Annotated in this window: 11 protein-coding genes; 6 read left to right on the top strand and 5 right to left on the bottom strand. The window is 73.9% G+C overall.

Going from position 1 to position 14,359, the window contains the following annotated elements; translation table 11 throughout:
* The 3 genes from ACS04_RS22105 to ACS04_RS22095 all read right to left on the bottom strand — a co-directional run.
* Nucleotides 1–448, bottom strand: a 448-nt coding sequence (locus ACS04_RS22105; RefSeq protein WP_048478449.1) for a leucine zipper domain-containing protein, incomplete at its 3' end; no start/stop codon positions are given.
* 109 nt (nt 449–557) lie between these two features.
* Complete coding sequence (locus ACS04_RS22100; protein WP_209441747.1) at nt 558–2,195, bottom strand: M23 family metallopeptidase; 1,638 nt, start codon at nt 2,193–2,195, stop codon at nt 558–560.
* 78 nt (nt 2,196–2,273) lie between these two features.
* Nucleotides 2,274–3,092, bottom strand: coding sequence for an esterase/lipase family protein (locus tag ACS04_RS22095; protein WP_053080881.1), 819 nt, complete (start codon nt 3,090–3,092; stop codon nt 2,274–2,276).
* 223 nt (nt 3,093–3,315) lie between these two features.
* On the opposite strand from ACS04_RS22095, the gene icmB reads away from it, so the two are divergent.
* Nucleotides 3,316–3,717 (top strand): coenzyme B12-dependent isobutyryl CoA mutase small subunit, encoded by a 402-nt coding sequence (gene icmB / locus ACS04_RS22090; RefSeq protein ID WP_048478446.1) that lies wholly within the window; start codon nt 3,316–3,318, stop codon nt 3,715–3,717.
* Nucleotides 3,718–3,833: 116 nt separating this feature from the next.
* Here the strand turns inward: icmB and ACS04_RS22085 are convergent, their stop codons facing one another.
* Both ACS04_RS22085 and ACS04_RS22080 read right to left on the bottom strand, forming a co-directional pair.
* Nucleotides 3,834–5,567, bottom strand: coding sequence for a DUF5691 domain-containing protein (locus ACS04_RS22085; protein WP_245236490.1), 1,734 nt, complete (start codon nt 5,565–5,567; stop codon nt 3,834–3,836).
* A gap of 91 nt (nt 5,568–5,658) precedes the next feature.
* A complete protein-coding gene (locus ACS04_RS22080; RefSeq protein WP_048478445.1) occupies nt 5,659–7,020 on the bottom strand; it encodes an SWIM zinc finger family protein in 1,362 nt (453 codons plus the stop codon).
* Nucleotides 7,021–7,154: 134 nt separating this feature from the next.
* Between ACS04_RS22080 and ACS04_RS22075 the strand changes: the two genes are divergently transcribed.
* The 5 genes from ACS04_RS22075 (at nt 7,155) to sucD (ending at nt 14,209) form a co-directional block, all read left to right on the top strand.
* On the top strand, nt 7,155–8,261 hold the full coding sequence (locus ACS04_RS22075; protein WP_048478444.1) for an ATP-binding protein: 1,107 nt from the start codon (nt 7,155–7,157) through the stop codon (nt 8,259–8,261).
* Nucleotides 8,258–10,510, top strand: coding sequence for a DUF5682 family protein (locus ACS04_RS22070; protein ID WP_048478443.1), 2,253 nt, complete (start codon nt 8,258–8,260; stop codon nt 10,508–10,510). Before ACS04_RS22075 ends, ACS04_RS22070 begins: the two co-directional genes overlap by 4 nt.
* A gap of 62 nt (nt 10,511–10,572) precedes the next feature.
* Nucleotides 10,573–11,757 carry a VWA domain-containing protein gene (locus tag ACS04_RS22065; protein ID WP_048478442.1) on the top strand — a complete coding sequence of 395 codons (1,185 nt, stop codon included), beginning with the start codon at nt 10,573–10,575 and terminating at the stop codon, nt 11,755–11,757.
* Between the two features lie 361 nt (nt 11,758–12,118).
* A complete protein-coding gene (sucC, locus tag ACS04_RS22060; RefSeq protein ID WP_030864234.1) occupies nt 12,119–13,297 on the top strand; it encodes an ADP-forming succinate--CoA ligase subunit beta in 1,179 nt (392 codons plus the stop codon).
* A gap of 21 nt (nt 13,298–13,318) precedes the next feature.
* Complete coding sequence (gene sucD, locus ACS04_RS22055) at nt 13,319–14,209, top strand: succinate--CoA ligase subunit alpha (protein ID WP_030864229.1); 891 nt, start codon at nt 13,319–13,321, stop codon at nt 14,207–14,209.
* Nucleotides 14,210–14,359 lie beyond the last annotated feature (150 nt).

The raw sequence follows: 14,359 nt of genomic DNA, 5'->3' as shown, positions 1-14,359 counted from the left end.
CGGGGATCCGGCCCAGCTTTTTGACGTCGATGTGGACGAGCTCGCCGGGGCGGGCCCGTTCGTAGCGGCGGACGGGTTCGCCGGTGGCCCGGTCGAGTGCGGCCAGGGGTGGCATACCGTGGCGGGTCAGGATGCGGTGGGCGGTCGAGGCTGCGATGCCGCAGCGGGCGGCCAGGCGCAGGGGTCCGATCCGGTGCTCGCGTCGTAGCCGCAGGACGTGTTCCTCGACTGCGGCCGCGGTCCGCCGCGGCTGGCGGTGGGGGCGGCTGGAGCGGTCACTCATTCCGGCGATGCCCAGCGTGCGGTAGCGGGTGGCCCAGCGGGCGGCGGTGGTGTGGCTGACCTGGAAACGCTCCGCGGCCCGCCGCACGGGCCAGCCGTCGTCCACGACACAGCGGGCCAGCCGAAGTCGTCCGGTCTCGGTCAGCGGGGCATTACGGTGGACCACGAGGGCCTCCTCGGAACGATGTAGATGTCGCAATCCACACCGAACCCGGAGGCCCTCACCCATTTCAAGAACCCAGCACGCGTGTCACCAACGTCCCCGGACAACACATCTAGGTCGGGTCCAGACCGTGGCTGCGCAGCCACGGGAGGGGGTCGATCGCCGCCCCGGCGCCGGGCCGGACCTCGAAGTGGAGGTGCGGGCCGGTGGAGTTGCCGGAGTTGCCGGAGTAGGCGATGACGTCGCCCGCCTTGACCTTGCCGGACCGGATCTTGGTGCTGCTGAGGTGGCAGTACCAGGTCTCGGTGCCGTCGGGCGAGGTCACTATGGCCATGTTTCCGTACGCGCTGTTCCACTGCGTGCGCACGGTGCCGTCGGTGGCGGACATGACCGGAGTGCCGTACGAGACGGGGAAGTCGATGCCGGTGTGCACGGACATCCACATGCCGCCCGCCTGGCCGAAGCTGGCGCTGAGGCCGTGCTGTTCGACCGGGATGGCGAACTTGGGGCGGGCCGCTTCCTTCGCCGCCTCCTCCTCCGCCTTCCGCTTCTTCTCGTCTTCCTGGCGCTGGCGCAGGTCGATGCGCTCCTGCGTGCGGCTCGCGCGGTCCGCGAAGTCGCCCGCGTCGGCGCTGAGCGCCGTGAGCTGGGTGTCGAGCTTGTTGTTCGCCGCGACGGGCTTCACCGAGGCCGGATCGGGCGCGGCCATCGTGGTGGTGTCCGCGGTGGCCTTGTCCGTGCCGGTGAGCCCGCCGACGGAGGCGGCCGCGACACCGGCGACGCCCATCACGCAGGCGGAGGGAACGGCCACGGTCAGCAGGGCGGAACGCTTGGCCGGGCTGCGGCGACGGGAGGCGGCGGCCGCCGGGGACCCCGCCTTCGGCTTGGCGCCGGCGCGGCGCGAGGGGCGGGGCGCGGACGCGGTGTCCGGGGTGACCGGCATGGACTGGGTGGGCAGGTCGTGCACGGGTTCGGCCGCGAGGTCGAGCTCACGGTCGGGGTCCGGATCCAGGTCCAGGTCCACGTCTGCCGGGGTGTTTTCGGCGCCCTCCGTGTCGAGGACTTCGAAGACCGCGGTCTCGCTGTAGACGCCGGGGGCGGGCGCCTCGTACGCGTAGTCCGACCGCTGCTGGTACTCGTACTGCTGGTGGTCGTACGAGAAGGTCTGGGTCTGCTGCTCGTGCTGCGGGACCGTGTTCCAGGCGGTGGCGTCGTACGCGCCGGTCTCGGTGCCCGTGGTGCCGTAACCCGGCATCGCCCACTGCCCGGTCTGCTCGTAGCCGAGGGCGGTGGCCCGGTAGTCGGCGGCGCCGTCCTGCCGGCTCCAGGCGCTCGCGTCCCACTGCCCGGTTCCGGTGTCCTCGGGGACACCGCCCTGGGCGGGGATCGTCGACAGGTAGCCGCCGTCCTGCGCGTAACCGTCCTGCGCGGACCAGGCGGTGGCGTCGTGGGCGCCGGTCTCGTACGAGGGGTAGGCAGAGGCGTAGTCATACCCCTGGCCCTGCGTTTCATAGGAAACATAGGACGTGTCACCAGCGAAAGTGGTGTTGGAAAGGCCGTCGTACCCGGAATCGGGGTACAGGCCCGACGAGGGGCGGTCGTTCACCAACTTCTCTTTCGCCTCGGCAGTGGGGGGCCTGGGTGGCCAGGGAACGGGAGGTTCCTTGGGGAGAGCAGTGGCGTGACTGTACCCGCCGGTTACTGGCAACGACAATCTTCCAGGGGTACCGAGCTTTGCGGAACCGGGCATTCGGACGTCTTTCGGTCGCTGCGAGGCCGAGCCTTGGCCTTGAGTTCGAAATCCGTTCGAGTTCGGGTGGGTTGGTGTTCACGCGACGGAAGCGGTGCCCCCGAGGCTCGTGAGCGCGGCCGGACCGGGGCCGTCGAGGGCGCGCCGGACCGGCCCCATGACGGCGGGATGCGCGGCCAAGGCGAGGTGTCCGATACCGGTGACCTGCACGTTCTCCGCGTGGAGGTCCGGGTGCTCGATACGGGCCGTCTCGGTCGGGTCCATCAGCTCGTCGAACTCGCTCCAGAACGCGACGCATCGGGTCCGGCAGCCGGGCGCGGGCGCGCGCAGCTCGGCCATGACCGCGGAGCCCGGGCGTATCTGCCGGACCAGCGGGTGGGCGTCCATGAAGGGGGCGACCCGCGTACCGGAATGCGGAGTGCCGAGCGTGACGAGCGTGCGGACGCGGGCGTCGCCGCCCAGGCGCTGGACGTAGTACCGCCCGACCAGACCGCCCAGGCTGTGCCCGACCAGGTCCACCCGCTCCTGTCCGGTGCGCTCGCACAGCTCCTCGACGCGCCGGGCGAGGTGGCGGGCTGCGACGCGCAGGTCGAGGGTGAAGGGGGAGTAGTTGTACGTCTCCACGCGCCGCAGGCCGTCCGCGGCGAGGGTGCGGCGCAGCAGGACGAAGATCGACCGGTTGTCGCTGAACCCGTGCAGCAGGAGCGCGGGTGGCCGCCCGCTGTCCTTCCCGCGCGCCCCGGCGGGCTTCTCGGACCGGATCCCGGTCGGGTAGAGCAGCAGGTGGCCGCCGAGGACCACCGCCTCCAGCACCCCCGCCCGCAGCGCCGCCCCGGAAACGGGTACGGGTATGGACACCCCCATCGACGGCCCCCTCAGCCTTCCGGGACTGCGCATCCTGGGCGCCTCTGCAAGGTGCCTCCGGGATGGACCTGGGGACCGCGGCCGACCGCGTCACCGTGCCGTGCGGCTGGCGGTACGGTGACGCGGCGCCCCCGGTGCGGCTCCCCTGGCGGTGAATCAACGCCGTCCCACGTGTGATTTCCCCCTCGTGGTTGACCGTGAAACGGGGGTGTGCGCGATGCTGTACTTAACGTTCGTTCACTCGGGAGGCAGTGCGATGGGTGTGACCGGTCCGATCCGTGTGGTGGTGGCCAAGCCGGGTCTCGACGGCCACGACCGCGGGGCCAAGGTGATCGCGCGTGCGCTGCGGGACGCGGGTATGGAGGTCATCTACACGGGCCTCCACCAGACCCCCGAGCAGATCGTGGACACCGCCATTCAGGAAGACGCCGACGCGATCGGCCTCTCGATCCTCTCGGGCGCCCACAACACGCTGTTCGCGCGCGTCCTGGAACTCCTCAAGGAGCGCGAGGCGGAGGACATCAAGGTCTTCGGCGGCGGCATCATCCCGGAGGACGACATCGCCCCCCTGAAGGCCAAGGGCGTGGCCGAGATCTTCACCCCGGGCGCCACGACCACCTCGATCGTCGACTGGGTCCGCGCCCACGTCCGCCAGTAGCTCCGCCGGCACCGCTCGGCGGTGACGCCGGGGGCGACCGCACGACCGTGCGGACACCCTCCCCGCGCCCCCGCCGAGCCGGCCCCGCGGACCGGCCGCGCGGGCGCCGACGGTGCTCAGGCCGGGGCGAGCTCCGCCAGCATCGCGGCGCGCAGGCGCAGCGTGGCGACCAGGCGCTGGAAGGCCTCGGCCCAGTACGCGGCCGCGCCGGAGGAGGCTTCCGCCGGATCGGCGAAAGCGGCGCCCCGCGCCACCACCGCCTCCAGCCGCTCCGCCTCCGCCGGATCCAGGCACCGCTCGGCCAGACCCATCACCCCGCTGAAGCTCCACGGGTAACTGCCCGCCTCCCGCGCGGCGTCCAGCGCGTCCACCACCGCCCGCCCCAGCGTCCCGGCCCACGGGACCAGGCACACCCCGAGCAGCTGGAAGGCCTCCGAAAGGCCGTGGGCCCGTATGAACTCCGCGACCCATTGCGCCCGTTCCGCCTCCGGCAGGACGGACAGCAGCTTCGCCCGCTCCGCGAGCGATGCCGTGCCGGGGGCCGTCGCGGGCGGCGCCGACGCCGCGCCGAGCAGCGCCTTCGCCCACCGCGGATCGCGCTGGCGCACCGCCGCCCGGCACCACGCCGCGTGCAGCTCCTCGCGCCAGCTCTCGCCCCCGGCCACCGGCAGCGCCACGATCTCGGCCGCGCCGAGCCCCCCGAATCGCTCCCGCCAGCACGACAGCGGCGCCGCCTCCACCAGCTGGCCGAGCCACCAGGCCCGTTCCCCCCGGCCGGCGGGGGGCCGCTCGACCACCCCGTCGCGGAGCATCCCCGCGTCGCACTCGGCCGGCGGGGTCACCCCCTGCGGCCCCACGCACGCCAGTGCCCGCTCCGCCATCCGCCCGGCCAGCGCCGACCGCGGCAGCGCCGACAGCAACTCGGCCGCCGTCGAGCGGACATTGCGGCTGCGGTCGCCCAAGGCCTCCTCCAGGAACGGCTCGTCCCCTTCCGACAGCCCCACCCGGAGCGAGTCGAGGAACATCAGCCGGTCCTCGGCCCGTTCGGTGGCCCAGGTCGTCGTGAGCAGCCGCGTCGCAGCTGCCGGCTCGTGGGCCCGTACGAGGCCGAGGAGGGCGACGCGCTCCGCGAACAGCCCCTCCTGCCACAGCCGTTCCACCCCGGCCCGGTCCTGCGGGTCGGGCAGTTCCCCGGCGCCGCCCGCCCCGCCACGCAGGGCGAACCGCCAGTCCGGATTCAGCCGGGCCAGCCACAGCCCCCGCGCCCCGGCCAGGGCCAGGGCGGGGGCCCGCAGGTCCGTGCGGGCACGGGCCGCGTCCAGCAGCGCGGGCACCAGCGCGTGCGGCGCCCGGTACCCGTGCCGGCCGGCGGCGGCCAGCCACTGCGGCAGCAGCTCCGTGAGATCCGGCGCCGCCCCGCGCCGCCCGCCGCCGCTGCCCGCGCCGGTCCGGCCGGCCAGCAGCTGCGCGAGCCGCCGCCGTGCGGCCTCGGGCGGAGCCGGCCGCGGATCCCGCGGTGCGGGATCCGGCCGCGGCCCCGCCTCGGCGGGCCGCAGCCCGGCCCGCCGCCGTACGGTCTGCACCGCGGCCGCGTCGAGCAGCGCCCCGGGACTCGCCTTGCGCCGGCCGGTCCCCAGCAGCGCGACCGAGACCAGCTCCTCCCAGTCCCCGTCACCGAGGCCCGCGCTCACGCCCCCGGCCTTCGTTCCCTCCGTGGTCACCGTGCCCACCCCTCTCGTCGTGCAGTGCTCCGGTCCCGCCCCCTCCGCGGGACCGGAGCCGCTTTCGTGCCTCGTCGTCCGACCCTTCAGCTTGCGTGGTTGTCGTTCACAAAAGCCCCCCGGCTTCATCGTTCGTGCACGTCGGCGCCCCCGCGCCGACGCTCCCTCCCCACGGGGCGCCGGCTGCTCAGAGCCGTGCCCCTACGAGGCCCCCGGCCCGTCACCCCAGGGCGACCGGTTCCGGGCAGCCCGGATGCCACGCCGTCAACGGTGTGAATCCGCGGTGTCCGCACTCGCCGAACACCGTGACCGGGCCGCCGCCCGAGAGGGCGGCCAGCTGCCACAGCCCGGACCGTGACCCGCCGGCGCCGCCGACGGGCGCGACCGGCAGCGCGCAGGTGCCCTCCGCGTCCGCCAGTTGCCAGCCCCGTTCCCCCGGTATCGGGACCACCGGGCCCAGCACCACCGGCCACGCGTCGAGCCACGGGTCCTCCCGCAGCGCCGCCCCGTACACCTCCAGTGCCGCCCCCGTACCGACCCCGGCCGGGACCCGGTCCGGTGCGGCCGCCGCGGACCTCTCCCCGAGATCCGCGCGCAGCCCCGCCGTACCGGGCCGGAAGCGGGCTTCCGCCTCCACCACCAGCCCCACGGGCAGTGCCAGGGCCGGTGGCCGCCCCGGCGGTCCGAAGTCCAGCACCAGGGCCGGGCGCCCGCTCCCCAGCCCCCGCAGCCACGTCCGGCGGGTGGTGAGCCTGCCGTCCGGTGACACCGAGTCGTACTGGGCCAGCACCAGCCAGCGGTCCCGTACGACCTCCCCCTCCGCGGCGGCACCCGGTAGCCCCACCCTGCTCCGGACCGTCGCGGCGAGCGGCTCCGGCAGCCCCGCCAGACCGAGCCAGCCCCGGTTCAGCAGGTGCAGCAGCGCGCCCTCCTCCAGCATCCGGGCGGGCCATCCGGGACCGCAACTGGGTATCGTCCCCAACTCCCGCACCCGCGCCGCCAGTCCCGGCGCCTGGGCGTCGACCATCCGCGCGGCGGTCTCCTCCCAGGGGCCGTACCCGGCCTGCTGCTGGCCGGCCAGGCCGGCACGCAGCACGTCCTCCAGCCGCTGCTCCAGCTCGGTGACCCCCGCGCCGATCCGGGCCGCCCTGCGCTCGGCCCGGCGTCCGGCCCCCTCCCCGTCCGCCGGTCCGGCCGCCGCGGCCGCCGTGCGCGCGGCCTTGGCCGCCCGTTCCGCCGACCACGCGGCCGCCCAGTCCGGCACCTCGCCGTCCTCGGCGTCCTCGCCGTCCTCGGCGAACCCCCGCGCCGACCAGAGCAGCAGCAGCCCGAGCGCGTGCTTGCACGGGGACTTCCGGCTCGGACAGGTGCACTTGTACGCCGGGCCGCCCACGTCCACGACGGTCCGGTACGGCGTGCTCCCGCTGCCCCTGCACAACCCCCACACCAAACCGGAAGCGGAACCTCCGATCTGGGACCACGGACCCGCCCTGCCCAGCTTGGCCCCCGCGGTGCGCGACGCGTCGTCAGGAGCCAGAGCCAGTACCTGTTCCGCCGTCGGGCGGACCCCCTGCTCAGTCATGTGTCCCACCGTAGAGAGCCCCACTGACAATCCCTCTGACCTGCAACAACGTTGTGGAGGAGGGGCGTTGTCAGTGGCGTGGTGCACGGTTGTTCCAGCGGTCGGGAACGGCTGCCGAGCATTGGAGGGGGACCATGACCATGCCCGAGAACGACAGGGGCGCAGACGCGCTGCGACCGCATGCCGAGGACGCCTTCGCGGAAGAACTGAAAGCCCTCGCGGCCGCCGACGACCGGCCCCGCCCCGCGCGCTGGAACCTCTCCCCGTGGGCCGTCGCGACCTACCTCCTCGGCGGCACGCTCGCCGACGGCACGGTCATCACGCCCAAGTACGTGGGCCCGCGCCGCATCGTCGAGGTCGCCGTCACCACCCTCGCCACCGACCGCGCCCTGCTCCTGCTCGGCGTCCCCGGCACCGCCAAGACCTGGGTGTCCGAACACCTGGCCGCCGCCGTCAGCGGCGACTCCACCCTCCTCGTCCAGGGCACCGCGGGCACCCCCGAGGAGGCCATCCGGTACGGCTGGAACTACGCCCGCCTCCTCGCCCACGGGCCCGGCCGCGAGGCCCTCGTGCCGAGTCCCGTCATGCGCGCCATGGCCGAGGGCCGGGTCGCCCGCGTCGAGGAGCTCACGCGCATCCCGGCCGACGTCCAGGACACCCTGATCACCGTCCTGTCCGAGAAGACGCTCCCGATACCGGAGCTCGGCCAGGAGGTGCAGGCCGTACGCGGCTTCAACCTCATCGCCACCGCCAACGACCGCGACCGCGGGGTCAACGAGCTCTCCAGCGCGCTGCGCCGCCGCTTCAACACCGTCGTGCTGCCGCTGCCCGCCACCGCCGACGCCGAGGTCGACATCGTCGCCCGCCGCGTCGACCAGATGGGCCGCGCCCTCGACCTGCCGGCCGCGCCCGAGGGCCTGGAGGAGATCCGCCGCGTCGTCACGGTCTTCCGCGAGCTGCGCGACGGGATCACCGCCGACGGCCGGACGAAGGTGAAGTCGCCCAGCGGCACGCTGTCCACGGCCGAGGCCATATCGGTGGTCACCGGAGGCCTCGCGCTCGCGGCCCACTTCGGGGACGGCGTCCTGCGCCCGTCCGACGTGGCCGCCGGGATCCTCGGCGCCGTGGTCCGCGATCCGGCGGCCGACCGGGTGGTCTGGCAGGAGTACCTGGAGGCCGTGGTGCGCGAGCGGGACGGCTGGAAGGACTTCTACCGCGCCTGCCGGGAGGTGACGGCATGAGCGGGCCGCCCCCCGCGCGGCGGGGGCCCCTGCTGCTGGGAGTACGGCACCACGGTCCCGGCTCGGCCCGCGCCGTGCGGGCCGCCCTGGACGCGGCCCGCCCGGCGGCGGTGCTGATCGAGGGGCCGCCGGAGGGCGACGCCCTGCTGCCGCTGGCCGCCGATCCCGGGATGCGCCCGCCCGTCGCCCTGCTCGCGCACGCCGCCGACGATCCGGGCAGGGCCGCGTTCTGGCCGCTGGCCGCGTTCTCGCCGGAGTGGGTCGCCATCCGATGGGCCCAGGAGCAGGCGGTGCCGGTCCCGGTCCGCTTCATCGACCTCCCCGCCGCGCACACGCTGGCGGCGGATTCCGGCACCGGCCCGGACGAGGCCGGATCCGTACGGCTGGACCCGCTGGCGGCGCTGGCCGAGACCGCCGGGTACGACGACCCCGAGCGCTGGTGGGAGGACGTGGTCGAACACCGCGGCGACGGGGCGGCGGACCCGCTCGGCGCGTTCGCGGCGCTCGGGGAGGCCATGGGAGCGCTGCGCGAGGCGTACGGGGACGAGGGCCGGGCGCGGGACCGGGTGCGCGAGGCGTACATGCGGCAGCGGATGCGGGCCGCCCGCCGGGAGTTCGGTGACGGGTACGCGGTGGTCTGCGGGGCCTGGCACGTACCGGCGCTGGGCGCGCGGACCACGGCCGCCGCGGACAAGGCGCTGCTGACCGGTCTGCCCAAGGTCAAGGTGGAGACGGCCTGGGTCCCCTGGACCCACCGGCGGCTCGCCCGGGCCGGCGGATACGGCGCGGGCATCACCTCGCCCGGCTGGTACGCGCACCTGTTCGCGGCGCGCGACCGGCCGGTGGAGCGCTGGCTCACGAAGATCGCCGGGCTGCTCCGGGAGGAGGACCAGCAGGTCTCCCCGGCGCACGTCATCGAGGCGGTCCGGCTGGCCGCGACGCTGGCCGCGATCCGCGGCAGACCGCTGGCCGGGCTCACGGAGACCCTGGAGGCGGTCAGGGCGGTGATGTGCGACGGCTCCGACGTACCGCTCGCCCTGATCGAGGACCGCCTGGTCATCGGCGACGTGCTCGGCGAAGTCCCCGACGGGGCACCCGCGGTCCCCCTGCAACGTGACCTGACCCGCCGACAGCGCTCGCTGCGGCTGAAGGCCGAGGCCCGGGAGCGCGAGCTGGAGCTCGACCTGCGCAAGGACACGGACGCGGCGAAGTCGCTGCTGCTGCACCGGCTGCGGCTGCTCGGCATCGGCTGGGGCACACCGGCCGCATCGAGGGGGAGTACGGGGACCTTCCGCGAGACGTGGCGGCTGCGGTGGGATCCGGAGCTGTCGGTGCGGGTCGCCGAGGCCGGGATCTGGGGCACGACGGTCGAGGCGGCGGCCACGGCGAAGGCCGAGGCGGACGCGGCGCGGGCGCGGGAGCTCGGCGAGGTGACGGCGCTGGCCGAGCGGTGCCTGCTGGCCGGGCTGTCGCGGGCCCTGCCCGCCGTACTGCGGGCCCTCGCGGACCGGGCGGCCCTGGACACCGACGTGGCCCGGCTGGCCAAGGCCCTGCCGGCGCTGGCCCGTTCCCTGCGCTACGGGGACGTACGGGGGACGGACGCGTCGGCGCTGGCCGCGGTCGCGGGCGGGCTCGCGGAGCGGATCTGCGTGGCGCTGGTGCCGGCCTGCGCGGCGGGCCTGGACGCGGAGGCGGCGGCGGAGCTGCGGGGCCATGTGGAGGCCGTACACGGCGCGATCGCTCTCCTGGACGAGGAGGGGCTGGGGGAGCGCTGGTCGGCGGTGCTGCGGGCGCTGGCGGGCCGGGACAGGGTGCCGGGGCTCATCCGCGGCCGGGCGGCCCGGCTCCTGCTGGACGAGGGAGGCCTGCCGGCGCAGGAGACGGCACGGCTGATGGGCCTGGCCCTGTCCCCGGCGGCGCCACCGCCCGACGCGGCGGGCTGGATCGAGGGGTTCGCGCAGGACGGCACGCTGCTGGTCCACGACGAGCGGCTGCTGGCGCTGGTCGACACCTGGCTGGCCGGGGTCCCGGAGAGCGCCTTCACGGACGTACTGCCGCTGCTGCGGCGGACGTTCGGGGCGTACGAGCCGGGCGTCAAGCGGAGCCTGGGCGAGCTGGTCCGCCGGGGCCCTGCGCGCGGGGCGGCCCGGGGCGGTGCCCCCGAGGGCTTCGCCCCCCTCCCGGACCCGTCCCGCGCGGACGCGGTCCTGCCGGTACTCGCCCTCCTCCTCGCGGGGCCGCCGGCATGACCGCGGCCGCAGGCAGGACCGGCCGGCGGCACACACGACGAGCAGGGGAAGGGGACGGGGACATGGCCGGTACGGGGAACGCGGAGGCGGCAGGCTCCTGCGCACAGGAGCGGCTGCGGAGATGGCGGATGGTGCTCGGCGGGGAGGAGGACGGGACCGGGTACGCCCTGACCGGGCGGGACGCCGGGATGGACGCCGCGCTCTCGGCGCTCTACGGGCGGAGCGGCAGCACCGGACAGGGCGGACGGAAGGGGAGGGACGCCGGGCGGAGCGCGGGGCTCGGCGGCTCCGCCCCGCACGTGGCCCGCTGGCTCGGGGACATCCGTACGTACTTCCCCGGCTCCGTCGTCCAGATCATGCAGCGGGACGCCATCGAGCGGCTCGGCCTCGCCTCCCTCCTCCTGGAGCCCGAGATGCTGGAGGCCGTCGAACCCGACGTCCATCTCGTCGGGACCCTCCTCTCCCTCCACAAGGCCATGCCCGAGACCACCCGCGAAACGGCCCGCGCCGTCGTCCGCACCGTGGTCGAGCGGCTGGAGGCGCGCCTCGCGGCCCGCACCCGGGCCACCCTCGCCGGCGCCCTCGACCGCTCCGCCCGCACCAGCCGTCCCCGCCACGCGGACATCGACTGGAACCGGACCATCCGGGCGAATCTCAAGAACTACCTGCCGGAGTACGGCACCGTCGTTCCCGAGCGGCTCGTCGGATACGGACGCGCCGCCCGGGCGGTGCGGAAGGAGGTGGTCCTCTGCGTCGACCAGTCCGGCTCGATGGCGGCCTCCGTCGTCCACGCCTCCGTCTTCGGCGCGGTGCTCGCCTCGATGAGCGCGATCGCGACCCGGCTCGTCGTCTTCGACACCGCCGTCGTGGACCTGACGGATCAGCTGGAAGATCCGGTCGACGTCCTCTTCGGCACGCAGCTCGGCGGCGGCACCGACATCAACCGCGCCCTGGCCTACTGCCAGTCCAGGATCACCCGTCCCGCCGACACCGTCGTCGTCCTCATCAGCGATCTCCACGAGGGCGGCATACGCGACGGGATGCTGGCCCGCGTCGCGGCGATGAAGGCGTCCGGCACCGAGTTCGTGGCCCTGCTCGCCCTGTCCGACGAAGGGGCCCCCGCCTACGACCGCGAGCACGCCGCAGCCCTTGCGGCGCTTGGGGTCCCGGCCTTCGCCTGCACCCCCGACCTGTTCCCGGAGGTGATGGCCGCGGCCCTGGAGAAGCGCCCCTTGCCCGTCCCCTGACCGCCCCCGGCCGACCGCCGGATCCCCTCCCGCCGGGCCCCGCGCACCGCCCCGGCGCGCGGTCGCGACCGCTCCCGCGGCGGGGCCGCGCGGGGCCCGCGCCGCCCGCCGCCGCGGCTGGCGGATCGCACGAATATCCAGCTCAACCGTGAGGGGATCTGTGACAGGTATCACCGCTCAGGTGTGATCTGCGATTTAGGGACCCACGTCCCACGGGGATAACCTGCGGGACGGACATGCCGCGTCCACGGTCACCGTGTGCGCCTCCCTAGTGACAGCGCCGTCACGTTGCCCTCCGCGGCACGCCCACGCAGACAACCGCGAATCACTGCGAATCTTTGAAGACAAGGGACGGACGCGCGTGGACCTGTTCGAGTACCAGGCGAGGGACCTCTTCGCCAAGCACGGTGTACCGGTGCTGGCCGGTGAAGTCATCGACACGCCTGAGGCGGCTCGCGAGGCCACCGAGCGGCTGGGCGGCAAGTCGGTCGTCAAGGCGCAGGTGAAGGTCGGCGGCCGCGGCAAGGCCGGCGGCGTCAAGCTCGCCGCCACCCCGGACGAGGCCGTCGCCCGCGCGACGGACATCCTGGGCATGGACATCAAGGGCCACACGGTCCACAAGGTGATGATCGCCGAGACCGCTCCCGAGATCCTCGAGGAGTACTACGTCTCGTACCTCCTCGACCGCACCAACCGCACCTTCCTGGCCATGGCCTCGGTCGCGGGCGGCATGGACATCGAGCAGGTCGCCGAGGAGACCCCGGAGAAGCTCGCCAAGGTCCCGGTGAACGCCAACGAGGGCGTGACCATCGAGAAGGCCCGCGAGATCGTCGCGCTGGCGCAGTTCCCGGCCGAGGTCGCCGAGAAGGTCGCCGAGGTCCTCGTGACCCTGTGGGCGACCTTCATCGCCGAGGACGCGCTCCTCGTCGAGGTCAACCCGCTCGCGAAGGTCGCCTCCGGCGACGTCATCGCGCTCGACGGCAAGGTCTCGCTCGACGAGAACGCCGAGTTCCGCCAGCCGGGCCACGAGGAGTTCGTGGACCATGCCGCCGCGAACCCGCTCGAGGCCGCCGCCAAGGCGAAGAACCTCAACTACGTGAAGCTCGACGGTGAGGTCGGCATCATCGGCAACGGCGCGGGTCTCGTCATGAGCACCCTCGACGTCGTCGCGTACGCCGGTGAGAACCACGGCGGCGTCAAGCCCGCCAACTTCCTGGACATCGGCGGTGGCGCCTCCGCCGCCGTCATGGCCAACGGTCTGGAGATCATCCTCGGCGACCCGGACGTCAAGTCCGTCTTCGTCAACGTCTTCGGTGGCATCACCGCCTGCGACGAGGTCGCCAACGGCATCGTCCAGGCGCTGCAGCTGCTGAAGGACAAGGGCGAAGAGGTCACCAAGCCCCTCGTCGTCCGTCTCGACGGCAACAACGCCGAGCTGGGTCGCAAGATCCTCTCGGACGCCAACCACCCGCTGGTCCAGCGCGTGGACACCATGGACGGCGCGGCCGACAAGGCCGCCGAGCTCGCGGCTGCGAAGTAAGGGCAGAGGTCACAGACTCACATGGCTATCTTCCTCAACAAGGACAGCAAGGTCATCGTCCAGGGCATGACCGGTGCCACGGGCATGAAGCACACCAAGCTGATGCTGGCTGACGGCACCAACATCGTCGGCGGCGTGAACCCGCGCAAGGCCGGCACCACCGTCGACTTCGACGGCACCGAGGTCCCGGTCTTCGGCTCCGTCGCCGAGGCGATGAAGGAGACGGGCGCCAACGTCTCCGTCCTCTTCGTCCCGCCGGCCTTCGCCAAGGCCGCCGTGGTCGAGGCGATCGACGCCGAGATCCCGCTGGCCGTCGTCATCACCGAGGGCATCGCGGTGCACGACTCCGCCGCCTTCTGGGCGTACGCGACCGCCAAGGGCAACAAGACCCGCATCATCGGCCCGAACTGCCCGGGTCTGATCACCCCCGGCCAGTCCAACGCCGGCATCATCCCGGGCGACATCACCAAGCCCGGCAAGATCGGTCTCGTGTCCAAGTCCGGCACGCTGACCTACCAGATGATGTACGAGCTCCGTGACATCGGCTTCACCTCCGCCGTCGGCATCGGTGGCGACCCGGTCATCGGCACCACGCACATCGACGCCCTGGAGGCCTTCGAGGCCGACCCGGAGACCGAGCTCATCGTCATGATCGGCGAGATCGGCGGCGACGCCGAGGAGCGTGCGGCGGACTTCATCGCGAAGAACGTCACCAAGCCGGTCGTCGGCTACGTCGCGGGCTTCACCGCCCCCGAGGGCAAGACCATGGGCCACGCCGGCGCCATCGTCTCCGGCTCCTCCGGCACCGCGCAGGCCAAGAAGGAGGCCCTCGAGGCCGCCGGCGTCAAGGTCGGCAAGACGCCGACCGAGACGGCCAAGCTGGCGCGCGAGATCCTGAACGCCGCGAAGTAACGCTTGCCGCTGCCGTACGTGTGAGTGCGTACGGGCCGTACGGGCGTGGCCCGCATCCCCCGGAGGGGACGCTGTTGGCTAACTCCGCCCCGCTGGATCTGATCCGGCGGGGCGGAGTGCTGCGTAGGGGCTGATGCGGGTGGGTGCTCG

Source organism: Streptomyces roseus, assembly GCF_001044425.1.
GTDB classification, from domain to species: domain Bacteria; phylum Actinomycetota; class Actinomycetes; order Streptomycetales; family Streptomycetaceae; genus Streptomyces; species Streptomyces roseus.
Note: the sequence above shows the minus strand (reverse complement) of the source record. Positions and strands in the feature narration are given on the sequence as shown.

Excerpts from the sequence above, each read along its gene's own strand:
- ACS04_RS22100 (WP_209441747.1), bottom strand. The coding sequence starts at position 2,195 with ATGCCCGGTTCCGCAAAGCTCGGTACCCCTGGAAGATTGTCGTTGCCA.
- ACS04_RS22095 (WP_053080881.1), bottom strand. The coding sequence starts at position 3,092 with ATGCGCAGTCCCGGAAGGCTGAGGGGGCCGTCGATGGGGGTGTCCATA.
- icmB (WP_048478446.1), top strand. The coding sequence starts at position 3,316 with ATGGGTGTGACCGGTCCGATCCGTGTGGTGGTGGCCAAGCCGGGTCTC.
- ACS04_RS22085 (WP_245236490.1), bottom strand. The coding sequence starts at position 5,567 with ATGAAGCCGGGGGGCTTTTGTGAACGACAACCACGCAAGCTGAAGGGT.
- ACS04_RS22080 (WP_048478445.1), bottom strand. The coding sequence starts at position 7,020 with ATGACTGAGCAGGGGGTCCGCCCGACGGCGGAACAGGTACTGGCTCTG.
- ACS04_RS22075 (WP_048478444.1), top strand. The coding sequence starts at position 7,155 with ATGACCATGCCCGAGAACGACAGGGGCGCAGACGCGCTGCGACCGCAT.
- ACS04_RS22070 (WP_048478443.1), top strand. The coding sequence starts at position 8,258 with ATGAGCGGGCCGCCCCCCGCGCGGCGGGGGCCCCTGCTGCTGGGAGTA.
- ACS04_RS22065 (WP_048478442.1), top strand. The coding sequence starts at position 10,573 with ATGGCCGGTACGGGGAACGCGGAGGCGGCAGGCTCCTGCGCACAGGAG.
- sucD (WP_030864229.1), top strand. The coding sequence starts at position 13,319 with ATGGCTATCTTCCTCAACAAGGACAGCAAGGTCATCGTCCAGGGCATG.